The following is a 24,819-nucleotide window of genomic DNA, read 5'->3' as shown; positions in this document are numbered from 1 at the left end:
CTGCCGGACTTCTGTTTAGTCCAGGCGCATGTCAGGCACGCCAAACTTCGACGTTTCCTTGTAGGCGAAATCCTTGAACTTCTCGATCACACCGATGTAGCAGTTGTTTTCCGGGTAACCCAGCTCGTCCTTGCGGCATTGCTTCTCAGCATCTTTCGAGATGGCCTGGCGCTTGAATTGCACGCTGCGCTTCACATCTGCCGGCACTTTCTTTGAATCCTGAACCGCGTTGTTGTACTCGTCGGCCTCCGCCTGGTAGTTGCCGATCAATGTCGACCAGCAGGATTCCCGCTGAGTCTTGGAGGGCATGGTGTCGCAGGTGTTGACTGCGAAAGCGCCGGAGCTCGCGAGAGCAAGAATGGCGGCGAGAAAATAAGCACGCATGAATCGTGTCCTGTGTAGAGATGTTTCAGAAGGAAATTTGAGAGGGACCCGAGAGTCCCGGCGGCCAGCGCCAACTGGTCCGGACCAGCCCGAACCTGAGCGCCGGCCTGCTGCGATCAGGGGTTTTGTCGTTGACCGATCCGGATAGCAGCTTCACGCATCGACGCCGCGACGACATCCGTTGCATCTGCTCGGAATTGCATGTACGTCGTTGGCTGACTTGCCGGTTGCAGATAACCCGTCATGAGCTTGCCATCCATCAGACCGACAACCAGCGAGCCACCGGAAAGCACGGCATTCTTGATGCGATCGTTGATGGGCACGTTTGCGGCGCCGACCGACTTCGGCAGGCTGATCGTCAGTACCTGCGGATTACGCGGGTATGTGCTCCAGCTGCCTGTCACGGGGAAGGAGAGGGGGTTATTGGCGTAGTTGCAACCCGGCTTGTTGCTCTTGTCCAGCTCGACCAGGCCATTGGCTTTGATGTTGAGCAGTACGCAGCCACCGCCAATATCCGTCTGCGTGCCAACCGCTTCCTGGACCGAGGTGTACGTCTGGGCCGGATCGCCCAGGGTGTACAGAGCAGATCCGTTGACGAACACCGGCGAGTTGACGATGTCGCCGTTGATCCATGGCAAGCCGATCCCCTGGCTCGCCAGCATCAGCCGGTCGTTTGCGTATTTCATGCTGGCAAGGTAGGCGGTGGTGCCAGCGGCGAACGTACCGGCCATGGAGCCACGCACCGGATTCCGGTAATCGATGTGCAGGCTGCTCGAGAGCGGATTGCCTCCTACGTCGATCGTGCGGTATGACACGGTTACCGGGTTTTCCGTGTTGGGATCCGTGCCTGCGAGCTTGGCGCCGACCGAGGTCAGGGCGTAGGACGGGTGCATCGAGGCCGCCGGCAGCCATGCCGTCCAGGAGCCATCCGCCTTCATCTCGTACGCACCCGCGCCACCGTTCTGGGAAATCCACGACCCGCTGAAGAAGCTGTCGTAGCTGCCAACGGCCGATACCGGCGACCAGAGCCCATTGCTTTGCGATTCCTGTACGACCGAAAGCAGGGAACCGTTGAGCGCAAACTTCTCCCGCACCGGCGAGAGCGTTCCATCCGGGGTGGTGCCGAGGATGAATTGCATGAGATCGCCATTGACCGTGTAGAGCGGGCTGGAGAGGGCGATCGTCGCATCCACTTCGGTGCTGAGAGCGGAGCTCGCGAGCTGCGCGTTCACATCGGTCTGCTGGACGCCCCCGATATTCCCCTTCGCGGCGTACGCATTCATCGTGGCCTGGACCTGTGCCCAGGAAATCGCGCCCTGGCCGCCGAGAGCCGTCAGCCGGCTGACCATGCTTGCCGCGGTCGCGGCCGTGCCCTTGTCACCCGAGGCGATGAAGTCAGCCGCGGGATCGATGGATGCGGAACCCGTCAGGCTGCGCACCGACTGCAATGCCTCGTCGCTGGTCTTGCCGGCTTTGATCTGCGAGACCATCAGCGTTGTGAGGGGGGTGATGTTCTGCGCGTTGCCCGAGACGATCGCCGAGAGCGTAAAGGTTGAGCTGAATGGCACGCCGGGATTGGACAGATCCTTCGTCTCCGGCGTCACGATGACATTGATCTGCCTGCCCACGACATTGTCTGGTGCGCTGAGACTGTAGCTGCCATCGGCGGCGGTCGTCGTCACCGGTAGCGACGGATCGCATCCACCCTTACCGTCATCAAAGCAGACCTTGGCATTGACGAGATATCCATCAATTGCCTTGCCAGTAATGCTAGCCGCGGTGGGTTGCTGGGGAGGCGAGGGGGGATTGCCATTCGAAGCTGTCGAACCGTCACCACCCCCGCCGCAGCCGCTCAAGACCAGAAGTGCGGCACTGAAGATGCCTGCTTTCAAGGCAGGGCTCTTCGAAGTCGAGTTTCGGGCCACACGGTTTGCGCCGTTGCGCCGCTCCGTTTCTTTGCAAGTATTTGAATCCATTGTGATTTTCTTCGTTTTAAGGAATTGATCAAGGAAGCCGGATGGTTCCCTGCCGGCAAGCCATCAGCAAGATTAACGACCTTTTGGGTTGAAATTCAACCCTAAAAGCACTTCATGTCAGAAAGACGATGCCCAACCATTCAGGTGGATCTGGAGAGGGCATGCGCAAAACGGACATGGACCAGCTTGCAGGCGTGGTAGGACGGGCGATCGCCAGGCAGCGCGACGCCGTCAAGCTCACGCAGGAGCAGGTTGCGGAACAGTTGGGGATTGGCAACGAGGCGGTATCCCGCATGGAGCGGGGCGTTGTGATGCCGACGATCGGCCGACTTGCCGAGCTGGCCGACATCTTTCAGTGCGAAATGGCAGATTTCCTGACGGAAGCAAGCAATCGCGCCAGCGACCAGGCCCACCATCTCACCCGCCTGCTATCCAAAGTCAGCAGTGGCGACCGTGGCATGCTGGTGGAGATGGTCGAGAAGCTGGCGACGCGGCTCGCCCGGCGCTGAAGCTGCCCGTCACCGCCTTCCTTCAATACTCATCCGGCAACAGAATGGTCGTGACCGAACGGTCCGCCTCGGTGATTACCCAGAGTTTCGTACCAGTGTCCAGGGTGTAGCTGGACAGCAGCCGCATCCCCGTGATCAGGGACATTTCGTTCTGCGCGCGGTCCTCGTCGTCCAATTCGCCCCAGTCGCCACGCATGTGGCGCACCAGCAAGGCAATGGGGTGAGATTCCGCGTGTCGGAGCGCAGCCAGCGCGCCAGGAGTCGCCACGAGGCGGCCAAGCCGGAAACGCGGTGCACTCGCCGCGGGCACATGGGAATTCGTCATGATGTTCTCCAGATGAAGGGGACGTGCGCAGACCTCCGGAGAGTCCGGATGCGGGCGCGTCGAATAGAAAGGAAGTGAGAGGCCGCCGGCCGGGATGCGCGGTTTATGCCGTCGGGCGGATGGCGGCGACTTGTCGGCGCAGCGCTGTCGCGCGGGCCTGGGAGCAACTGAGGTGCCGGCGAATGTCGGCAACGGTCGGTCGCACGAGCCCCGCAGCGATGTCCTGGGCGAGCCACGTCACGTCGGCATCGGCGGACGTCATGCCAACCAACGATGACACTGGCGGTGTTTCCGGACGACGACTATTCGTGACGACCTCGTGATCCACCGGCGTTGATGCGCGACTCCGGTTGATACGAGCTGGCCGTGGAACAGGATCGGAAGCCGGCGGACGCGACCGCAGCCCGACCGTCCACAGCAGGCAGGCGACGCCTTCCAGGACTGACGCAAAAGCCAGTCCCGACAGCAGATCGATGCGTTCGCCAGTCGTGCCGAGCAGCGCGGCCAGTCGCGCCGTGACCGGGTCGGTCGCCAGGGCGTCACGCCGAGCGGTAGCACGGTCGTCTATCGCCTGATGACGCCTGACTTCGTCGGCTTCGGCATTCAGCGCGTCAAGCTTGGCGGCAAGCGTCACGCGACGCGCTTCCAGCGACCCACAGTCGTGTTGGCAGCCGCGGGCATTGGCTCTCGCCAACTGCGCCGTGACTGTCGCCCGTTCCGTCATCACCGCCGTGAGATTGCGCTCACGTGGAGGAGCTGGCGCGGCGACTGATGCCACCCTCTGCTCTCCCGCACGCAACTGCGCCAGCAGGAAGAATGTCAGGTGGCCGTAGCAGGCAGTGACCATGCAGGCGAGCCACAAGACGGCCACTACACCGCGAACGGCCGGCCGAGCCTCCCGGAGCAGGGCGGGCAGCAGGTGCGCGCTCAAAACCAGCACGAGACCCGTCGCCACCCACACCACCCGCTCTGCCAGTGCCCCGCCCCGCTGCCAACTGGCCAGCACTGACAGGCAGACCGCCGTGGCCGTCGCCCCGATCGCCAGCGGCACCACCCAGCGGGACGGGCCGATCATGCCGCCGCTCCCCGTAGTTGCGCCGCCTTGCGGTCGAGCTTGTCGTGCAACGTGGGCAACCCTGCGTCAGCCTGTTCCTGCTCGTCCGGCTCAGGCGCACGTTCGGAGGCGTCAGGATAGAACTCATCCGCGATGGCCGTCGCCTCGTCGGGGCTATCCTCGAAGGCGCCATTCGCAAAGCCAAGCCGGGCCGCTGCATCCAGGGCCGTTTGGTCGAAGCCGGAGGCCTTGCGACGCCCGTCGAGTTCTCGCGCCTGGGTCAGGGTCTCCTCCAGCGTACTGCCAGATCGAACGCCCAGGTCGACGTAGTAGATGGCCGACCGGTAACTTTGAGTCGTTGATTTCCCACGCAATTTGAGCTCCAGTGGCAGGCATGCTAGGAGGTTCCCGGACACGGCGCTGAAATAGTGCAGTCGCGCCGCGAGCGCTCGGATGCTGTTGTAGGAGGTGGTCCTGAAGATAAAGCTGCCCAGTTCATCCTCGTCCCCCACAATCGCGTTCACAGTCGGATGTCGCAGCACGGCATTGACCTTGCGAACGCGTCGCCCGGTTTGCTGGGTGTACGCTGCCGCCACGATTGGCTCCAGCAACGTTCCCCAATAGACTGGTTCCTGGGTGTCGTTGGGATCGGGTTTCGGTAGCTCGGCATCCCGACCGGTCTTCTCCAGCCAGAGTTCCAGTTGGCTCTTGTAGGGATTGAGGCCGACCGCCGCAGCGGCATCCGATCCACCGATGCCAGTTCTGCGGACTGCCAGCCAGTCGTCGCGGTTCAGTTCTGTTGTTTTGACGAGCCGCAGTGCGGCTTGGCGCTTATGTGCCGGGTTGGGTAGCGGGACATTCATGGAACCTCCAGAAAAACGAAACCCGGCAGTGCAGGCTGCCGGGTCGTGGAAGATGCATACGGGGGAGCGCACTCAAAGGACAAGCTTCAGCGCGTCGTCCCAAGCCTTCTGCTTGAGTTGTGCGCCTTGGCCGAACCAGGCTGCATCGCGCCGGTGATCGTCGCTGCGGGCGCGGCGGTGGTGGTCGACATACTCGGTGATGCTGTTGACCAGCCCCCATGCCGTCCCCGCTGCGGACGGCAAGTCGGCGCCTTTACCGCGCCCGGAATAAAGCGCGCCCACGGCCTTGATTGCCCGCTCGTTGACGATGGCCCCCTCGCGGTCGCCGTTGTTCGTGGCAGGGTAAGTGAGCACGCGCCGGAAGAAGGCTTCGGCGGCTGCGTTACTGACTTTGCGCTCCGCGAGCGCCTTGGTGCGGACCATGAACGCGTCCCAGGAAGAGACCGCGATGCCCAGTTGGCGCTTGACGGCCTGCGCGTCGAACTGGCTGCGGTGCGGCACCTTGACGGCGCCGGTGCCATTACCAAGTGCGATCTGCAGTGTGTTGTTGCAGACCACGCGGACAGACGTGAACTGCGCCGTGGTCGCCAGGGTGCCGTCGCACGCGGTGGCGAGCAGCAGGTAGCCTTCCACCTTGTCGCGGCCTTTGAGAAGCCCTGACTGGCCGGTCTTGGCGAGGGCCCACAGCTTCTTGCCATCTTTGAGGACGCCAGCGGTTTCCAGCGCGAAGCCGCCCACTTCGGTCAGATCGCGGTAGAACTCCAGCACTTCGGAGGGCTGCACCACCTGGTAGCGGCTGGAGACAACCGACAGTGGCGCTTTGGTGTCAGAACGGTACAGCACGCGTTGGTCGGGAAATGCATGGATTGCGCCCAGGCCAGCGTTGCCGGACACGAAGCGCACTTCGGATGATTCGATGGTCCAGTTCATGCCGGCTTGGCGTGCCCAGACTTCGAGCGGCTGGTTGGAGGCAAGTTGGTTGCCGAGGCCGTGCCACGGGGTTTCGTTGACGTAGGCCATCGATTGGACGAGATGCATGAATTGCTCCTTTGGGAAGACAAGTGCATAAAGCCCGGCAGGTGCCGGGCGGATGAGAGGGTGGGTGGCTGTGCAGAAGCGGCTCTGAGGCTGCGCCTACTACACTGTCAGGCGTGAGGCAGCGAAAACGGCTCGTCGTCTTCGCTCAGATCGAATGGATCAATTCCGTACGCATGCGAAGCTGTGTTGTCCGAGGGCGGTCGCCGGGGGGGGCGAAACCCTGCCGACGCCTGCCCGAACGTGTGTTTGCAGTCCGGGCAGCGGTAGTTGTGCAGGACTTTCTCATCGATCAGCTCGCCCAAGGTTGCGCCAGCCGAGCAGCCGGCAGTTCCGCCTAGAACGCCTCCGAGGATGGCGCCGGCTACCGTCCCCAGGGCGGCGCCAGGAAGACCGCCGATGAGTCCGATTCGGCCGCCGAGTGTGCCGCCGATACGAGCGCCTTTCATGGCAGCGGCAAAGCCGCTGCAGGCGCCCGCGATGGCTCCGAGAGTGCCGCCAACTTTGCGTGCGTGGTTACGGGTCACGACTTGCGACGACTGGCAATGTGGACAAGTTGTCATCATGCTGCCCGCTCCTTGCTGGCAGCGTTACGGTTGTCGTAACGAAAGTGGCCCCAGAGTGCGCCGATCAAGAAGGTCAGCGTGAATGCGAGCAAATATTCGAGGGGAGAGTTGTTGGGTATCACGATGGCTCCATGGGAACAAATGATGGACGGGAGAGGTGGCATTCCACTGCTCCCCATGGCGTGATATGTGTTTGAAAATATCTTGAATCAGCGCTGTAGTACCCTAGGATTGCGGCCATTCGACATACGTGATTGGCTGGGCCAGTCGCTCGCTTCCAAAGTGAGCTGCTTGCGCGGCTGACATGCCTTGTCGGGTAACCGGACGTATCCGCAAAGCTCAACCCGTTCAGTTGGTGTGGCTATCATAATAAGAAGGGCGAGTCAAGACCTCCCCTCATTCTGGCCTGCTATAAGGGTTGCGGGTGATATAAGTCATCGACAGAAACCGATTTTCATTTGCGCGAGTTGCAAGCTGTTTGCTTAATCAGGTCGAAAAATTGCTACTTCCCTTGTGTCGAACACTAGTAAAGATTGGGCTCAGAAAAGCGAAACGAAATGCCTGACCGGCTCGGCATACAATGTCAGCTCTTAGCGCCACACCCAAATAGAATTTGTGAGAAGGGCAAGGTCTGTCGGCATGGAGATTAACGCTCGAGGGGAAAACAACATGAAAAACACGCTGCAGCAAAGCGAAAGCGATAGCGGAACTCTGCCGAGCAGTGCATGGGTTCGTTTTTTGCGAAGTTATGGCCCGACGCCGAACAACCTCACGATGTTCGACGAGTATGTCTCCAGCGCGCTAGGGCGGGCGAAGGTCCACCCGATAAGTCTTTCCACGCCGCTGCTCGAAGCTATGGTTCAGCACATTGAGTCCAAGGTTCCGGGCTCGCTCCTGATCGTTGGCACGGCGGGCGATGGAAAAACCTACCATTGCCGCGCGCTGTGGACCCGCATCGGCGGCGATCCCAAGCATTGGGCGGCAAAGGGCAACTTGAAAGAGCACCCCCTGGCAGATGGCCGCATGGCGGTTTTCATTAAGGATCTCTCGGAATTCAACGGTGAGGAGAGCGACCTGCCACTGCAGCGCCTAGAGAAGTCGGTCCTTGGAGGCGACGACTCGGAGGTCGTGATCCTGGCGGCCAACCACGGCCAGCTCCTCGATCGCCTGCGCGATCTGGGAAAACGTCAGGGGCGCGCTCATCCGCTTCGAAAGCCGCTCCAGGAAAGCTTCCTGCAGGCCGGAGCCGCACCTGATCGCTTGGCTGTATTCGACCTCAGCCGCACGACAAGTCGCAAGACACTCGATGAAATCGCCAAGGCGGTGGCGGGCCACCAGGAATGGGATAACTGTAAGCGCTGCTCACTAAATGCCGGCGGCAAAATTTGTCCGATCGAGGAGAATCGCCGCCGCTTGCTCGGCGATTCCGATGGAGGCCAGCTCGCGCGCCGGTTGGGCGATCTTGTCGAGATCGCCCGCCTCAATAGACTGCATCTCCCCGTCCGCGACCTGTTGGCTTTGTGCTCGAACATGATCCTCGGCTACTCCGACGCCAAGGAGGCCAAGGAGAACCTCATGACTTGTGCCGACGTGCCCAGGATCCAGCAGGCCGGCCACATTGGCAAAGCGAGCATCTACGCCAACGCCTTCGGCGCTAACCTGCCCAAGCGCAGGGCCTCTGTTCGCCCTGTGTTCAAGGCCATGGCGAGTTTCGGCGTGGGCGAGGAGACGACCAACTCTGCCGATGGCCTGTTGGTCTACGGCAAGGACGACTCGCGGCTGCAGCCTGACTTCGAGCGCTTGGTCGCCAGCGATGCGGTCTACGGCGCGACGGCTGACTTCCGGGCAGCTCAGGATGCCTATCTGGAAGGGCATGAGGATGCTCGCTTGGAAGGCGGCTATTCAGAGTTCTTGGAGATGCTCGAGGCGCAGCGTCGTCGTCTCTACTTCACGCTGCCCGAGGCCGAGGCGGGCTACCCCCGCTGGTCGATGACAGCCTTCCGTTTTGCAGGCGACTACTTAGAAGTCATTGAATCGCTCAAAGACAAGCAGCCCGTGAGCGAGACTGTTCGTGGGCGTATCGCCAAAGGGCTCAATCGGGTGCTGACAGGCCTACTATTGGAGAACGTCGACCGCATCTTCATCGCCAGCTCCGGCGGCTTCACCCAAAGCCGCGTGAGCGTGCTTTGCGAACACGATACGCCCTCCCGCCGGCAGGGCGGCGTCGGCATGGCCATCAAGCTTGACGAAGTGACGGGGCGCCCGCAGCTTGACGTGTCGCTCTCTCCCAGCCCTGGCAACTCGGTGTCCTTCGACCTCACGCCGATCCGCCACGAGTTCCTTTCGCGCGTGGCCGATGGGGCTTTGCCCGCGAGCTTCTCCAATGAGTGCCTTGAAGACCTGCTTGCGTTCAAAGCCAAGCTGCTGCGCAAGGCCGAGAGCGTCCGCAAGATGAAGTTTGCTGGCGACGACGATGAGACTGTAGGCGAGGCCGCCGTGGTGACTTTGAACTTCATCGACATCGATCCCATGGGCCGCGGCTCTTCCCATCCCGTGATCGTGAGAGCGTCTGCATGAACGAGATCTACAAGCGCCCCGAGATCAAGAGCGTCGACTTCTGCGTCGACGAAAACATCTGGGGGCACCGCCTCTATGACGAGCAGCTTCCGCATTTGACAGTGCTGGAATTTCTCGGCGCACTGGGTTCCAACCTGGAGAAGCCGCTCCGCCCGCACGAGGGCCTGGGCGGTGCCTTCAAATTCCAGCCGCAGCGGCAAATACGCCTACGCGGGCTTCTATTCAACAATCCCTACGTCGAATCCATTGCCGACAGCGCCCAGGCCGACGAGGAGAAGTGGCGCCAGTGGTTCGAGAAGTTCGACCAAGGTAAGACGGGCAACGGGGATGACGACATGGGCTATCTGCGTCGTTCGTTCTCGAGCTTCGATGACTTCGCCAAGGCCATTGAGTTGCTGCGCTCCTCCTCGTTCGAGTCCCGCAGCAACAAGCGTTGGAGCTCCAAGTTCGTTTTCCCCTTCGGCCCGGACGCCCTCTATGAGGACTTGGAGATCGACTCGCGCGGCAAGATGAGCAACGACCGGCGTTTTTTTGCGCGCAGCGGCGAGCTGCTCTACATGATGCTCACGCGGGCTAAGCGCGGCGCGGAGCTCGGGGACATCTTGGCCGAGCGCCTGTTCGATCGCGAAGCTCCCATGAACCGGCTGGCCCGAGTTCTGCAAGGCGCGCCGCAGCGGGCGGACGATTCGCGTCAATCGGGCTACTTGCCTGAGGTTGCCAACGAGCGCTTCGATCAAATCTGCGAAGACTGGTTATCGATCCTGGCCAAGGACATGCCGATCTACGACGCCTTGGAGCATCTGATCACCATCTCGGGCCTCAACATGCTGCTCTACTTCCTCGAGCGCGCGAAGCGGGTCTCGGGCGACGACGATCCCGTCGAGATAGTTTGCGAGATCGTCTCGAAGGAGCGCACGAAGGTCCGCGCGCTCTCTGGCGATAACTACCAGTTCAACCAGGGGCTTCCCGCCAAGGCGGTGCGCGCCCACGTGGAATCGATTCGGAAGGACGGGGCCTGGGCCGAGGCCGCCTCCAACGACTTCCCCGACGCCGAGCGCGTCAAGCTCATGCGCGAGCGCTTTCAGTGGCCGTCGATAGACGGCGGCGGCGACGAAGACTACACGGGCAAGAGTCCGGATGCCCTGGTCGGCGACCTGGCCGAACTCGCCCTCGCGCGCCACGAGCAGCACGTCGGAAAGATTCATGCATCCTGGTCGCGCGCGATCGGCCTGAGCTCCCGTAGGCTCTCCCGGCGCACCCGCTACGCGCCCAATGACCGGCTGCTGAAATCCCTCGTGGTGGCGATTGTTGACGACCGTATGCAATTCGACGAGTTCCTGGCCGAGGCCAAGAAGCGCTATGGCCTGGTGCTTGGCGACGCCGAAGGCGCGCGCCTGGTCGACGCGAAGCTCGTCGACCAAGAGGAGCTCAGCGAGAACCGGGACAACCTCGAAGCCCGGCTCGTCGGGCTGGGGCTGGTGAGAAGACTCTCCGACTCCTGCTCGTTCGTTGAAAACCCGTTCGCGTTCAAGGGAGAGACTGCATGCTGACCGATCGCATCATCGGGCGCGTCGGCGCGGATCTTCTCGCCAAGCGCATTTCTAATCCCGACCAGCCAGGCGACTCGGCGGCGCTCTTCCGATTGGACAAGCTCTCGGCCAATCAGATCGCGGCCGTCGCGCGGGCGATCCTCGCCAATCCGGATTTGCTTGCTCGGGTGGATCTGATGATCCCTGAGGCGTTGGTCGCTGGCCAAGGCCTGCCGGCGGAGATTCTGAGCACCCACAACGCCGGCTACGTCCGCAACAACGCAGTGACCTCCAAAGCGGCTATCCTGACGGCCAATGGCAACGAGCACAACCTGGCCGACACGCTGGGGCATGTCATGGCCATCGGCGCCAAGGAGATGCGGGCCAATCCCGAGCCGTGGGTAGAGGCCGCGCTGCATGCTGGTGGGCTCTCGCCCGTGGCTGACGACCGAGCGGTGTTCCATGCGGCTCTGGGCGGCCTGCTCGCGTCGTCGGAGCTGTCTCTCGTCCAGCTCGGCGAGTTCTGCTCAGACATCGTCGAAGCCATGTCGGTTCGCGGCCTCCCCATCCGCGACGCGGTGGGCTTCGCTATGCCACGCGCAGGATTGCCTCGCGACAGTTCCTTCTTCTCCAACTCTAAGACCTTCGCGGCGACGCGCACGCCCTGGCTGAAGGCTTTCGCCAAGCTCTTCGCTCAGCGCGCGCCTCTGCTCAAAAAGCTTCGACAGAACGGCCAAACGCTCGACCCGGAGGAGCTCTCCGAGCGCATCGAGGCCAATGCCGCCGACATCGCGGAAGGTGCGCGCCTGGCCCTGGAGGCCTTCGCCGCCGCTCCGGCGGGCGACCAAGAGGCGGCTTCAGAGTTGGCGCAGTTCGAGTGGGAAGGCGAGGGCGTCTACCTCGCATTCGACAAGCCTAAGGAAAAGCAGCTCGGCTTGGCTGACTCGACTATCCGCTTCTTCGACCATGACTGCGACCAGGAGAACTCGCTCGGCGCCGAGGATCGCAAGCTGTTGGAGGATTTGAAGTCACGCGAGCGCCGCTCCGACTTCAATGAGGAGGACGAGGAGTTTTTCGTCCGGCATCGCCGGCTGCTCGAGCAAGACGCCAAGCTCTGCGCCCGCTGGGAGAAGGCCCTGTATGGCAAGCCCATCGAGTGCAACGACTTCTTCGACGGTTTCGCTCGCGTGGTGAATAGCCTACACGCGGGCCTTCGCGATCCCGAGGGGGAACGAATCCTGCGCTTTACGGTTGCCAAGGGACGCAAAGAGTGGCGCGAGCGCTTCAACTACGACGCCGGAAGCTACTTCTCCGCAATGTATCGCGGCTTGAAGGAGCTGATGGGCTCCAAGGCGGACTGGAAAGTGGAGCGCCTCGGTAATGCGAACCTGCCCGATCCGCTTTTCGACTACGAGGCCTTCTTCGCTAAGGAGAAGGAGCTGCGCAACGACAAGAAGAACAAGATCCGGCCCAACTCCTCGCTCTCGCGCGTGGCCCTGCAGATTAAGTTCGATGTGGCCTTGGTGCAGGTTGGCGCGGGCAAGGAGACGGTCCTAGCCAAGACCCAGCTTCTGTGGAGCTACAAGCCCACGTCGATTGGGCTGTCGATGGTGGCGGACATGCGCCGGCTCTTGGAGAAGGGCGCGGTCGGCTGCACGGAGGTCCCCCGTCGCCTGGTGAGCAAGAAGGGCGGTGTGCAGAACGTCTCGCTGCTCGACACTGGCACTTTGGAGGCCACCTACTCGACTGACGCGGGATCTCTTGTGCCCGCGGCCAACAGGCTCCGCAGCCTGCGCCACGACATCAAGACTCGCATCAAGGATCTTGCCGACGAGGGCCGGCTGACAGCACATCAGCGCGACGAGGTCAAAGTCGCCTGGGACAAGTTCGAGCAGGACTACATCAAGGCGATGGAGGACTTCGTTTCGACGGGCCTTCACGGCGAGGCGGTCATGCGCCAGGCCGAGTCCTTTGGCGCGCTGATGAACGTCCTGATGGCCCACGCCCGCGGCGACGTGTGCCGCTCGCGCCTGCTCTCCGAGATCCTCACAGTGGGCACGGCCCGCGTGGCCGGCGACAACCCAGCCCTGATCATCCCGCCTTGGCACCCTGAGCGGATGAAGGCGCTAGCGGTGAAGTCACGGCGCGTGGCGGGATTTGCCACCCACTTGCTCTCGAGTGGAAGCATCCTCTACGGGGATCGCGAAATCTTCATGCGCGAGCTCTCCGACGAGATCGCGCACCCGTTCTATCCGGAGATCGCCGTCCTCAACCGGGCCGGCGCGCCGACGCTGGTCTCAGAGAGCAGCACCGTCAACGGCTACAGCCTCTTGGAGTCGCCCACGCGTGACGCCCGGGACACTATGACCGATGTCGATCCGGCCGCCGCCGCTAAGCAAGCGCGCGAGCTCTTGGAGCGCTACGTAGGGTTGCAGCCGCACGAGGCCTCGAACCTCAGCGTCGTGCTCTACAATGCCGACGCGGCCGAGCTACCGCTGGCGGCGGTGCGAGAGCTCTCGTCGATCCAGGAAGATGGCAAGCTCCAATGCAGCGTGTCGGTGCGCCACTCGGACCCGGCGAAGCTTCGTAGCGTCTATGGCGAACTGGTCAACAAGGCTGGTGACGATCCGGATCTGCCTGTAGTCAGCGAGACCAGCGACAACTTTATCTCGAAGCTTCGCATCTCGGTGACGCCTATTTCAGCCACGCCCAGGGAGAGCGCGCAGGGCTTCAAAGCCTTCGATGTGGCCTTTCTGCACGATGTGGTCGCGCGCGCGGCTCAGTTGGAGTGGCTGCCGGTTCCCTGGACTAACGATCGGCCTAACCTGGAGCACGCCCCCTCGCGTTGGTCCTATCGCAGTGTCTCGGGCGAGAACGAGCTCAAATCGACCACGTTCCTGGCCTGTCCATGGCAGACGGCGTCCGGCTGGGCCTATGTGTCCGCAGTGGCCGCCGTTTGCCGGCAGACCGACGCGTTGCCCGACGCACGATTCCTGCCGGCGCGGCGTATCTCGCTGCAAAGCGCGGCCCTGGCCGGGATGATCAAGGACGCTCACGAGCTTGCCGAATGGGTCGCCACCTACGACGAGCTGCTGGATAAGCGGCAGCTGCAGCACAACGACATCACCGTTGTTCGCTATCGCCGCGGGTCTACCAACGGCCGCAACATGATCGTGAGCTCGACATCCGAGCTGCGGCTGCTGGGCGTGCTTGTGCGTCGGCGATTGCAGGAACTGAACCTTCAGCTTGGCCCCGAAGAGATCCAGACCGCTGCGGACACGGCCAAACGGGATGCGCTCTCCATCTCTGGCGACATCGTGCTGCGGGCGGCTAAACGCGGCGTCTCTGCAGGAGAAATGATCGGTCTGGTGCTCAGCCGCCACTTGCTCGCTGAGGAATTCAAGGCCTCCGCGGGCGGGGGCCAGGTCTTGACTGCCTATTTCCTTCTCGACGACTACGCGAGCTGGCTTTCTCAGCCGGAGAGTCGAATCGCCGACATCCTCGCGCTCAATGTGGAGGAGCGGGAGGAGGGCGTTCGCGTCGTCATTTCGATCGTAGAATCGAAATACGTCGGCGCTGATGGTCTGGCCAAAGCCCGCCGCGACTCCAAGGACCAGCTCCTGGCGACGTTGGGCATGTTTCGCGAGGCACTCTTTGGCGATCCGGGCCGGCTCGATCGCGATGTGTGGCTCGCTCGCCTGGCGGACATGCTGATCGACGCGGACATTCCTCCCGGCATGACCGGCCTCATGGAGCGGGCTCGAGCGAAGCTTCGCGAGGGAGACGTGGAGATCTCCCTCCGTGGCTATTCGCAGGTCTATGTTCACACCGCCGACGCAGGGTCGATCTCGGCGTCCGATCAAGAGCTGCTCGAGGACACCGACGGCGTCCAAGCCTGGCAGGAAGTCTTCGACCGGCCCGACCTTCGAAAGCTCGCCGAGGCCTACGCCAAGGGCATGGGCAGCAACGAGGCGCGCGCTGGCCTAGGCGCTCAGCAGCCGTGGGCAGGCCATGGTTTCAAGAAGCCCGCGCCGCGTGTGCCATGGCTCTCTGCCATGGGGCAGCTCGCCAGCGGAGCCGTCGAGGCTTTCGTTGAGGAAACCGCCGCGCTGGTCGATGCTCCGATGTCGGTTCAATCCAGCGTGCCGGCGCCCGAGCCTGCGGCGCAAAGTCCGGCCCAAGCGGACGCACCAGCGACAGCTTCGGTCATGCGCCCGGCTTCTTCTGCGCCGGCCAATCTCGGCGCGTCGCTCTCTGAGCTCGTCGCATCGAAATTCGCGGGCGGCTCCCAGGCTGATGCCGAGCGTGAGGAGTGGGCTCAGGACGTGACCAAGAAGCTCAAAGCTGCACTCAACAGCTACGGTCTCCAGGCCGCGATCCTGGGCACGCGCCTGACCCCCAACGGCTGCCTCGTGCGTCTGGCCGGCTCCGACCGGCTGCGCGTGGAGGACATCGAGAACAAGCGCACCCAGCTGCTGACCACGCATGCGATCAACCTTGTCACGGTTCAGCCAAAGCCAGGCGAGATCGTGGTGACGGTCGCCGGGGCCAAGCGGCAGGCGGTCTCGCTGTGGGAGCTCTGGTCTCGTCGCGAGCTCAATCGCAACGTCGCCGGCATCAACACGTCATTCCTCTTGGGGCTCCAAGAGATCAACGGCGCGTTGCTGTATCTGAACCTCGGCACGGAGTTCGGTGGGCTCTCCTCGCATGAGCCGCATTCGCTCGTGGCCGGCGCGACCGGCAGCGGCAAGTCTGTGCTCATTCAAGCCCTGCTATTGGACATCGCCGCTACTAATCCGAAGTATCTGGCTCAGATCATCTTGATCGATCCCAAGATGGGCGTGGACTACGCGCCCTTGGCGGACTTGCCGCACATGCGCGATGAGATCGTCACGACCAAGGAAAAAGCCGCCGAAGTTCTCGAGGCGCTGGTCCAGGAGATGGAGGACCGCTACCGAGCTTTCGCCAAAGCCAGAGCACGCGATCTGCCGACCTACAACGCAAAAGTCTCGATGGAAGAGCGCCTACCCATGGTCTTCTTGGTCCACGACGAGTTCGCCGACTGGATGCTTGACGACGCGTACAGAGCTGCGGTGGGTGCGGCCGTCCAACGTCTTGGTGTAAAAGCCCGCGCAGCTGGCATCCATCTGATCTTCGCGGCGCAGCGCCCCGACAAGGATGTAATGCCCATGCAGCTTCGCGAGAACTTGGGTAACCGGCTCATTTTGAAGGTCTCGAGCGAGGCCACTTCCAAGATTGCGCTCGACAGGCCCGGAGCCGAGCTGCTGCTGGGCCGCGGCCACCTGGCCGCCAAGCTCAACGGTGAGCAAGGCCTGGTTTTTGCGCAAGCGCCATTCCTATCGGACCAGGACATCGAGGCCGCTGTGGCGGCGATCGGACGAGACAACGAGCTTTGATAAACCGACTTGGTTAAGTTAAGGGTAAAGGTTAGGGAGAGACATGAAAATCAAGCAGCACAACTGGCCGATCTCAAAATTGGTATCGGCTCGCCCAAGCGTCAATCTGAATCCGACCTGGCAGCGGGGCGCTGCATGGAAAGATCCAAGGAAAATCCTTCTGATTGACTCCATCCTTCGCGGGATGGATATACCAAAGGTTTACTTGCGTAAGTTGCCTGTCAACGGGGTTCACAAGCACGACGCAGTTGATGGGCAGCAGCGGATTCGCGCCATCTGGGAGTTCAGAGCCGGAGACTTCTCCCTCCACCATCCGGATCCGCTGCCAGTGATTGGTGGCCATCCAATTCATGGGCTCAAGTTTTCCCAGCTCCACAAGAGCTTGCGCGATAAATTCGATGCTTTTCAGGTTAGCGTTGCTGAGATTACGTCAGCCGATAACGATGAGATAACAAATCTCTTCGCTCGATTGCAGCTTGGCGTCGCATTGAACCCTGCAGAGCTTCGTAATGCGATGTTGGCTCCGGCTCGCCACATCATTGACTCGATTGCAACTGGCCATGCTTTCTTTGAGTCGACCAAGATTCCGAACATACGATACAAGCGCCAGGACTACGTAGCCCACGTATTCGCGATGGCTGCATACAAAGGTCAGAGGAACATCAAGGCGCCAGACCTCAGAAAAATGATCCTTGAATTTGGCCCAGACCAAGGGCCAGAGTTATTAGCCATTTCATCGGCGGTGAATGAAGCGTTAACCGTTCTTGCTGAGGTGGATGCACAATTGACGCGTCGTGTCACTCAGAAGTGGCTATTTGTGGATTTGATCTGGTTAATAATCCAACAGCAAACCGCTGGGCTTGAGGTCAACGCTGACGACTTGGCCGAAAGCTTCGCTGAGTTCGATAAATTGCGCAGAAATTACACAGGCAAGCCCGAGGACTTGTTGCAGGCGAGCGGCAGCACCAAACAGGTCCGCCTCAACAAGGCCTTGTATGACTACATCATGGCTTTCCGCGCCCAAGGGGCGACCCACATCAACTTGAAGACTCGGAACACTTCGCTTCGAGCTTATTGCCTCTAATGGAGTTTCGATATGGCTTTTGATCCAACGAAAATCCCTGAGGCGCTTCGGCAAGCTTATGGTTCTGGACGTTGCGCTGTGCTGGTGGGTGCCGGTGCTTCGAAGGGAGCAGGGTTGCCTCTTTGGGGAGAATTGCTCACCAAGATGATTGACTCTGCTGTTTCACATAGGGTGATCACTGCAGAACAGGAGGCGGAATATCGCGCGCTGGCGACTCGGACTGAAAAATTTTTGATGGTGGCGTCGGGACTCAAGGATGACCTCCGAGGCCATTTCGACCAGTTTATTGAAGAGACGTTTATAACGCCCAAGCCAGCGCCCACGCCCCTGCATGAGGCCTTGGTCGCTCTTGACAAGCTCCAGTTTGTTCTGACGACAAACTACGACACCTTGCTCGAGCGCGCTTTCCGGAAACGCAATGACGACGTTTCCGTATGTTCATTTACTGATGCGGGTGAGGTTCAGCGCAGATTGTCGAGGCGCGAATTTTTTATTCTCAAAGCGCATGGGGATGCGACAAAGCTAGGCAACCAAATCGTCTTGACGGACGTGGACTATCGGAATTTACTGTTCGGACAGCGAGCGTATCAGAGCTTGCTCTCCGCCATGTTCACGATGTTCACGTTTATCTTTGTTGGTGCTTCAATGACCGATCCAGAGATTTCCTTGTTGCTGAGCTACATCGCGGACTCTTTCTCGCCTAATGCAGGGCCTACCCACTACGCCTTGATGGCAGCGGAGGATGTGACTCGGGTTGAACAGAATCGTTGGTTCAAGGATTTCAAAATCCAATTGATAACCGTCAGTAAACAAGACAACTATGCCGAGCTTACTGAATTCCTCCGGGAGCTTGGCACCCCTCCTGCTGCTGCGGGTTAGGGAAGCAATTTGAGCTACCCTTCGATTGGCCTCGCGCCTCGCGCCAACGTTCGGTGCAGCTATTTGTGGCAGACGTTGCAGGAGCCGTTTCCTTCATCCACGCCGTAGACATCGTCGATGTCCTCGGGGCAGGCCTTCACAGGCCGCAGGGGATTGATGGGGATACTCTTGCGGATGCGAGCGCGGCGGATCTCGTATTCCGCCTGTATCGCAGCCACCCGCTCAGGTTGCTCAATGTCGGTGAGCGACTCGCCCTTAGACCAGGTAAAAGGCGAACCGTGTTCCAATGCGTCCTTTTCCAGGGTCTTGGCGGTTTCATAGGCTTCGGGATGGCGCTCTCGAAGACGAACCCATTCAATTTTCTGTTGGAAGAAGCAAAACGTGCAGCCGCTGCGCGAACGCCATTCGTAATACTTCGGAAAGCCGACGCCCGAATTTTCCAAGATGTCGAGCACGCCCACCTTGTCGATGCCAACCTCGCGGAAGGGAAGCTTAACGAATAGGTTGTCGGCCTTGGCCGAGTAGCCCTCGCGATAGTCCTCGTCAGCGCGGATGGCCACATAGGATGTGACCTTGTCACCCGCCGCAAGCATCGGCTTTACCCATTTCTCGAAGGGCGCAAGCTTCAACATCTTGGTGCACCAACGCGTGTTGGGGCTTGGCAAAAAGTGGTTGTATTCGCGCAGCCAGAAGTTGAAATCACGGCCGGGATTCAGCCGAAGGATGGGCTTCCCCAACTTCCCCTCGAGCTTACCGAGGAACTCATAGACCTCCGGCAGCTCTTCGCCGGTGTCGGTGAAGAAGTATTCGATGTCGAGCTCGGGGTGTCGGTCGCGCATGTAGACGGCCAACGCGGCACTGTCTTTGCCGCCCGAGATTCCCAGAACGTGACGCTCAGCCATTGGCTGCCTCCTTGTCAATGGACGCTAGCTTCATCCCGGCCTTTGCCAGGATTGCTAGTAAGATTTCGGTTCCCAAACCTTGGCCTTCTAGCATTGAAGTGACCTCGTTTGCTTTGGCCTCCACCGTCTTGCGATGGCGATCTGATATCGCAAAGGAGCGCGAGATCATCTTGGTATCAGAGCCAGTACCGATGACCACCGCGATGGCCTCGCTGTGTGCTTTGCGACCCTGCACGGCCACGAAAGCTTCGGCTTCGCGGAAGCGCCGGGCGAACTTAGCCAACTCCAAGATTGCCGCGTCAATGTGTCGATCCACCCAGTCGCGCGGCGGCTTCTCGGCCGCCAGGCTTAGGATGCCTTCGAGCGATGCTCGGCTTCCATCGAAGTTAGCCAGGCGCGTTGCGAACGCGTCCAGACGCAGATCGCCTGAGACGCCGGAGACCGAACCGGCTCGCTCGCGCAGTGCGTCGAGATCTTCGCGGCTCGCGTCGAGCGCATCGAACATTTTGGACTCGACTTCGGCGAGCATCTTTCCGTAGGCGCCCGTGAGCTCCTGCAGCGGCGCGCGCAGGGCTTTCATATAAGCCTTGCCGTCGGCGGCATTGAGCAGCGAGGCCATGTCGACGAACAAGACCTTGTGTGGGTCACTAGCCTTTAAGAGCATGTCGCGAACGGCCTTGGCCGTCTCTCCCATTCGCTGCGTGCGGCGCGTCCACTCTGGCAGATTGAATACCATGGCCACCAGGCCACGCGCCGCTTCGAGCGGGTCGGCCGCGCCGGCGTTCTCGCCGATCTCCGCCAAGAGCTTCGCGATGCCATTGAGGATGCGGTTCTTATCCTCGTCGATGGCCACCCAGCGCAGAGAGAAACGATGGGAGTCTTGTAGGCACTCGTCGATGTCGAAGTCCGTGAGTCGGGGGACGAACATCCCGTCTTTGTAGACGGCAATGTTAGCTTTGTGCGCCAGCAGGAAGGCCGTAAGGATCACAGGTTGGATACCCTGCTTCATGCCGAAGGGGGGCGCGCTCCACAGGGCATAGATCTCGTGGGCGCCGACGCGAGCGTTGGTGTCTGCGAAGAGGGCGCGCGTCGCTTCCCACAACGGCTGAAAGCCCTCGGCGAATCCGTCGCCCGGTGGCATGCATCGCCAAGCTCCGGAGCCATCTTGACGATGCAGTTCCGTGCTTTTGAGCAGCGTCTCGTAGAGACCGCGCTCGGCCGGGAAGCCTTCGAAGCCGAGGGCTACTCGGCCCTCGGCGTTGATCAACGCGTGCAGCAGTTCGCGGCGAGCCTTCACGCTGTTGCTCGAGATGCTGTCGCGGTTGACCAGCTCGCTCCACACAGGAGGGGAATCGCTGAACACACTTTCGGCAAGGCCAGAGGCCACGGGCGAGAGCTTCGAGCCAGGTTCGATGACTTCATCTGTTCCGTCGTGCCACTTCGCCAGTGATACCGCCGCCTGGAGTTGATCCTCCAGGTCGGCGCGGGTGGCGGCCAATCGAGCGTAGACTTCGCGGCGGGCGACAGCGTCGCCCGAAAGCTCGTGGCGATCCTTGACTTGCTCTAACGCCACTAGCTCAGCGGAGAGCTCAGCGATACGGGCGTGATTGGCGGGAATGCCCACCATCACAGGCCATGGGCGAAGCTTTGAGCAGGCTTGCGCACGCAGTCGTGCGGCCCGCGGACTCATGCCCTTGTTCGGTAGCGCTAGGATGAACGTTCCGAACTCGCCATTCTTGGGCCGGAAGTCGACAGCGATTTTCTCAGCCTGCTCGATGCTGCACAGCGACAACTCCATCCAGCGCATAGAGCCGGTCTCGTGGTAGTGCCGTTTGGCCACCACCGGATGCAACCCCATAAGCTGCGCAAGGCGCGCATAGTCGACGCCAGGCGAAGAGGCTAGCGTCTGCGCGATGGCGGCGTCGATGTCGAAGTCGCTGCCTTCGAAGATCGACCACGCGCCGGTATAGCTCTTGTACAGGGCGACTTTGAGGTCGGAGAGCTTCTTGAGGGCCTCTGCGAGCTCTTCGCGTTCTTTGTCGTAGAACAGCGCCCCTATGACGGCTGCGTCGGCTGCCAGGCCGGAGCCGTTGCGGAAGAGGTCGATGACCGCGATGTTCTTGATAAGCGACACCAGCAGGGCGTCTCCCGTCTTGGCCTCAGCCCGCTCCACGGCTTCGACGGCCTGCGACCAGCGGTGCCCGTCAGGGGAGGCGAGGATCGCGGGCTCAAGATTCGAGCGTAGGTAGTCCCAGTAGTCGCTCGGGCGATACCAGCTCGCCTCGCTTCTCAGGGTTGAATTCAAGTAAGAGCGGAAGCCATTGGGCTCCACTGACGACAAAAAGCCGAAGGTGCTGCGCTCGTTTTGCCCGAACTGCCGCTTGGAGATTGGGCCCAGTAGCGCCGCCATGGCGGGGTGCAGCGGCCAGCAGGCCTCCAAGGCCGCGGCGAAGTTCTGCCCCACGGCGGGACGGCGCGAGCGGATCGCCTCGGCGATAGCTTTGGAGGCGTCGCCCATCCAGGGCGGACGTTCCTTGGCTTCGATCGCGCGGCCGATGAGCTCGACCACCTCGTCGCTCGCAGCCACGAAGGGCAAGTCGACGTAGCGGCCTTGCACCTTGGCCCAGTCGTCGCGAGTGTCGATGCCCAAGCGGGCAGCGTATTGCGCGAAGGATTGATGCAGCACGCCCACGACCACCAGGCGACCTTCGGATCGCGCGGCGGCTTCAGCGAGCTCTTGGAAGAAGTAGACATCGTCCCCGGAGCCTAGGGCAGAGGCTTCCAAGAACTTGCCCATCTCGTCAATGATGACCAGCACGCCGTCCCGCGGGCGGCTCTTGGCCTCTTCGAGCAGATCCGCGATGAGCGATTGTGCGTTGGGCTTTTTGCGCCCGTCGACCGTCTCGCCTTGCGCGCGGCGTAGCGCTGCGTAAAGCTCGGCCACGACGCTGCCACGCCGTCCCACGGCTGGAACAATCAGCCATCCCTTTTGGACAGGGAAGGCCGTGTCGAAGGGGGGCTTGGAGTCCAACTGTAGAGCTTGGCGGGCTCTTGCGCGAAGACCCTTGTTGGGGTGCAGCGCGCTTGCCAAGGCGACACCCAATGAGCTCTTGCCGCCGCCAAAGGGGCCGGTCCAAGTAAAGCAGCGTTGGTTGGTGCCGGCGAGCTGTTTACACATGCCGTCGATTACGGCCGTCGCAGTGGCGTGGCAGATGTAGCCCGAGAGGGCATCCGCGCGGCCGATGTCGGTATCGACGCGGATGGAGCGCTGGTATTGGAGCGAAATCTGGATGATGTCAGAGAGAGCCTGTTGCTTCTTCTCAGTCATAGGCGCGCCTGATCATGTTCTTGATGTCTTCACTGGAAAGATTCTTGCGGTGGACTTGGCGAAGGCCTGCGGAGTCGGTCCATTCGAGCTTGCGCCCTGTGAAGTCGGAGAGGACAATCAACCGTTGGGCGATCGATTCCTCATCGAGCTTAAAGACCCGGCCCGGCGATCCTTCTGCGTAGGCGACCGTTTCGAAAGCCAGCGAGCTTTGACCCTCAGCCTCGCGGTTCCAGAAGTCGACTAGAGCGTAGGCGAAGACGCCGTCATGAAGGGATGCTTTAGGGCCGCGGCGGAACGCGTATTGGCCCTTGTGGACTTCTTGCAGCAGGCCCAACTCGCCCAATAGCGGCTCGGCGAAGTCTTCGGGGGAGCCGCCAGCAGCGCGCGGCGCGTAGCTGCGCAGGCACGTCTCCAAGTCGCGCGAAATCGTCGCTGTCGAGAGCCGATGCTTTGGATCCAGATCTCGGGCGTAGCGGGCCAAGGGGTCTTCGAGCTCTTGGCGTGTGAATGTGGGCGCCGTTACATGGTTGAATAGCCAATGCCACGTCGTCGATCGAAAGCAACGGCCCGCGAGCTGCCAATGCGCGAGCCATGCAGTCGAGGGACTCTCGGCGTAGGGGTCGAGCCCTCCGTCACTGAGTATTTCCTTGGCAAGGCTGCGCATGCGAAAACTGTCGCCGTCCTCAAACATTACGCCGCAAGCCAAGGCCCAATGGCGGATAGAGGCGACCATGTTCTTGCCTACACCGAATTCTGCGATGGCCTTCTCATCGGCGAAGGCCGATTTTGGAATCAGTGTCCCGTCAGTAGCTTGGTCGAAAGCTTTCTTGAGCCACATTTGACGCAGGGGAAACGTCTCGTGGCCCGAGAAATGGGCCGGCATCCCCCGATAGAGTTTTTGCATGGCGGTCATGTTGGGATCTTAACCCGAACTGGTGGCTTTCACCAGTTCGGCTGCCTGCTGATTACTGTATATAACCACAGTATCTTGCGGTGCGTTATAAACGGGGCAGATCCGCATTTTCACCGTGCGACCAGGCAGGGCAACAGCTGCGTCGCTGCAAGTTTCATGAAGCCGGCACACGACATCGTGTTGGCCGGTGCGTCTGGCGCGGAAAAGTCCGATCTGAGAACGGCCATCGGGTGTGCCGCCGTTCGAGCGCAATCATCGCCGGATGCTTGAGCGCTGCCGACGCTGCTGGATCCGCGCACTGAGTAAGGTGCGCGATTTACTTGCGGCAGGAAGCAAAGCCGCCGGTAGCGAAAGGCTGGCTGCTGCGCTTGTCATCGACAGCGAAACCGACGCAATGGCCGGTCTTCTCGCCGAGGACGAGCCTCTTTTGCAGACGGTCGAAATGTTTGGCTCAGGGATAGCAGGTGAGTTCGTCCGCCCAGCGTTGTCTGGTACGCTACTATTGCGTCCAATAGTCGAGTGTTGCCGCGAGCGGTGCTTGGTTCCGCGAAAGTGTTGTAGCCGGGCGGGCAATCGAACCGAAGTGTTCGCGGAAATTTGGGGGCACATTTGGGGGCATTGAGGAGTCGATGAACTTTAAAAGTCCTTGTATATCAAGGGTGTGAGAGATGAGTTCCGTTCCTGCAGCCGCACCAGATAAAACAAGGGGTTACAGCAAGCGCTGTAACCCCTTGTCCGTTGTAAACTGCTTGGTTTTTCGATCGGAAACCGGCGGTATGTCCCATCTGCCACGGCGCACTGCCCATAGCGGCCCGACGCTCGTTCGGCTCCTGTCTCGCCTGATCCACGTCGATGCTGCGGAACCTGCCAGTTCCCTCTCCCACCAGCTAAGCCAATGGCTCGGGTGGACGGATGCCATCGCGCTGTCCGCCGCACTTACCAGCCATCCAGTGCCGGGATCGTCGCTGCCGCCGCGCCCGGGGAATGCCGAGGCGCGTGATGCCGTGCGCGTGCGCGCGGCGCTGGCCAATGCGATTGTCGATGACGGCACATCAAGCGCGCGGCGTCGTGGGCCGGGGCGCCCAGCCGTGCCGGCGGAGTCGCCTGACGCCACGGTCGATTTTGCTGTCTATCGCCACCGCTATCTGACCACGCAACAAACCATGGCGACGGAAATCGGCATATTGCGAGGCCGGCTACGCAAGGCGCTGACCGCCCGGCAGCCCGCGATGGCGAAGCTGGCGATGGTGGATACCGTCATGGAGCGCGTGGTGGGTGCGCGCGAGCAGAGCCTGCTGGCGAGCGTGCCGGCGCTGTTGGAAACCCATTTCGAGCACTTGCGCCAAGCCCATGAGCATGCGCCCCGCGCCTGGCTCACGCAGTTCCGCAAAGACATGCAGGCTGTCCTGCTTGCCGAACTGGACATCCGTTTTGAACCGGTCGAAGGGCTGCTCGCCGCCCTGCGCGCTGGCTAACTG

16 protein-coding genes are annotated in these 24,819 nt (G+C 61.3%); 7 read left to right on the top strand and 9 right to left on the bottom strand.

Features of this window, described 5'->3' with window-relative positions; all coding sequences use genetic code 11:
• Positions 1–15 precede the first annotated feature (15 nt).
• Both AC1DFU_RS22965 and AC1DFU_RS22960 read right to left on the bottom strand, forming a co-directional pair.
• Positions 16–384, bottom strand: coding sequence for a hypothetical protein (locus AC1DFU_RS22965; protein ID WP_477159799.1), 369 nt, complete (start codon positions 382–384; stop codon positions 16–18).
• A gap of 116 nt (positions 385–500) precedes the next feature.
• Complete coding sequence (locus tag AC1DFU_RS22960; protein ID WP_477159800.1) at positions 501–2,360, bottom strand: hypothetical protein; 1,860 nt, start codon at positions 2,358–2,360, stop codon at positions 501–503.
• Positions 2,361–2,521: 161 nt separating this feature from the next.
• Between AC1DFU_RS22960 and AC1DFU_RS22955 the strand changes: the two genes are divergently transcribed.
• Positions 2,522–2,869, top strand: coding sequence for a helix-turn-helix domain-containing protein (locus AC1DFU_RS22955; RefSeq protein ID WP_477159801.1), 348 nt, complete (start codon positions 2,522–2,524; stop codon positions 2,867–2,869).
• A gap of 22 nt (positions 2,870–2,891) precedes the next feature.
• Here the strand turns inward: AC1DFU_RS22955 and AC1DFU_RS22950 are convergent, their stop codons facing one another.
• The 4 genes from AC1DFU_RS22950 to AC1DFU_RS22935 form a co-directional block, all read right to left on the bottom strand.
• Positions 2,892–3,194: a hypothetical protein gene (locus AC1DFU_RS22950; RefSeq protein ID WP_477159802.1), complete on the bottom strand. Its 303-nt coding sequence runs from the start codon at positions 3,192–3,194 to the stop codon at positions 2,892–2,894.
• A 103-nt stretch (positions 3,195–3,297) separates the two neighbouring features.
• The gene (locus tag AC1DFU_RS22945) at positions 3,298–4,266 is read right to left on the bottom strand and encodes a hypothetical protein (RefSeq protein ID WP_477159816.1); all 969 of its coding nucleotides are present in this window, start codon (positions 4,264–4,266) and stop codon (positions 3,298–3,300) included.
• On the bottom strand, positions 4,266–5,111 hold the full coding sequence (locus AC1DFU_RS22940) for a lambda-exonuclease family protein (protein WP_477159803.1): 846 nt from the start codon (positions 5,109–5,111) through the stop codon (positions 4,266–4,268). Before AC1DFU_RS22940 ends, AC1DFU_RS22945 begins: the two co-directional genes overlap by 1 nt.
• A 72-nt stretch (positions 5,112–5,183) precedes the next feature.
• On the bottom strand, positions 5,184–6,149 hold the full coding sequence (locus AC1DFU_RS22935; protein ID WP_477159804.1) for a DUF932 domain-containing protein: 966 nt from the start codon (positions 6,147–6,149) through the stop codon (positions 5,184–5,186).
• A gap of 1,232 nt (positions 6,150–7,381) precedes the next feature.
• Between AC1DFU_RS22935 and AC1DFU_RS22930 the strand changes: the two genes are divergently transcribed.
• Genes AC1DFU_RS22930 through AC1DFU_RS22910 form a run of 5 tightly spaced genes read left to right on the top strand, consistent with a single transcriptional unit; the run spans position 7,382 to position 18,198 of the window.
• Positions 7,382–9,289, top strand: coding sequence for a hypothetical protein (locus AC1DFU_RS22930; protein WP_477159805.1), 1,908 nt, complete (start codon positions 7,382–7,384; stop codon positions 9,287–9,289).
• Positions 9,286–10,839 (top strand): hypothetical protein, encoded by a 1,554-nt coding sequence (locus AC1DFU_RS22925; protein ID WP_477159806.1) that lies wholly within the window; start codon positions 9,286–9,288, stop codon positions 10,837–10,839. The genes AC1DFU_RS22930 and AC1DFU_RS22925 overlap by 4 nt, the downstream gene beginning before the upstream one ends.
• Positions 10,833–16,235 carry an FtsK/SpoIIIE domain-containing protein gene (locus AC1DFU_RS22920; protein ID WP_477159807.1) on the top strand — a complete coding sequence of 1,801 codons (5,403 nt, stop codon included), beginning with the start codon at positions 10,833–10,835 and terminating at the stop codon, positions 16,233–16,235. The genes AC1DFU_RS22925 and AC1DFU_RS22920 overlap by 7 nt, the downstream gene beginning before the upstream one ends.
• Positions 16,236–16,278: 43 nt before the next feature.
• The gene (locus tag AC1DFU_RS22915) at positions 16,279–17,319 is read left to right on the top strand and encodes a GmrSD restriction endonuclease domain-containing protein (RefSeq protein ID WP_477159808.1); all 1,041 of its coding nucleotides are present in this window, start codon (positions 16,279–16,281) and stop codon (positions 17,317–17,319) included.
• 12 nt (positions 17,320–17,331) lie between these two features.
• The gene (locus AC1DFU_RS22910; protein ID WP_477159809.1) at positions 17,332–18,198 is read left to right on the top strand and encodes an SIR2 family protein; all 867 of its coding nucleotides are present in this window, start codon (positions 17,332–17,334) and stop codon (positions 18,196–18,198) included.
• Between the two features lie 59 nt (positions 18,199–18,257).
• Here the strand turns inward: AC1DFU_RS22910 and AC1DFU_RS22905 are convergent, their stop codons facing one another.
• Genes AC1DFU_RS22905 through AC1DFU_RS22895 form a run of 3 tightly spaced genes read right to left on the bottom strand, consistent with a single transcriptional unit; the run spans position 18,258 to position 23,341 of the window.
• Positions 18,258–19,100 (bottom strand): phosphoadenosine phosphosulfate reductase domain-containing protein, encoded by an 843-nt coding sequence (locus AC1DFU_RS22905; protein WP_477159810.1) that lies wholly within the window; start codon positions 19,098–19,100, stop codon positions 18,258–18,260.
• The gene (locus AC1DFU_RS22900) at positions 19,093–22,428 is read right to left on the bottom strand and encodes an ATP-binding protein (protein WP_477159811.1); all 3,336 of its coding nucleotides are present in this window, start codon (positions 22,426–22,428) and stop codon (positions 19,093–19,095) included. The genes AC1DFU_RS22905 and AC1DFU_RS22900 overlap by 8 nt, the downstream gene beginning before the upstream one ends.
• Positions 22,421–23,341 (bottom strand): DUF4007 family protein, encoded by a 921-nt coding sequence (locus tag AC1DFU_RS22895; RefSeq protein ID WP_477159812.1) that lies wholly within the window; start codon positions 23,339–23,341, stop codon positions 22,421–22,423. The genes AC1DFU_RS22900 and AC1DFU_RS22895 overlap by 8 nt, the downstream gene beginning before the upstream one ends.
• 776 nt (positions 23,342–24,117) lie before the next feature.
• On the opposite strand from AC1DFU_RS22895, the gene AC1DFU_RS22890 reads away from it, so the two are divergent.
• Positions 24,118–24,816 carry a DUF3348 domain-containing protein gene (locus AC1DFU_RS22890; protein ID WP_441593383.1) on the top strand — a complete coding sequence of 233 codons (699 nt, stop codon included), beginning with the start codon at positions 24,118–24,120 and terminating at the stop codon, positions 24,814–24,816.
• The last annotated feature ends 3 nt before the right edge of the window (positions 24,817–24,819 follow it).

The sequence above is a fragment of the Cupriavidus sp. 10L45 genome (assembly GCF_056395225.1).
The sequence above is the reverse complement of the archived record's forward strand: the minus strand, read 5'-3'. Positions and strand labels throughout refer to the sequence as shown.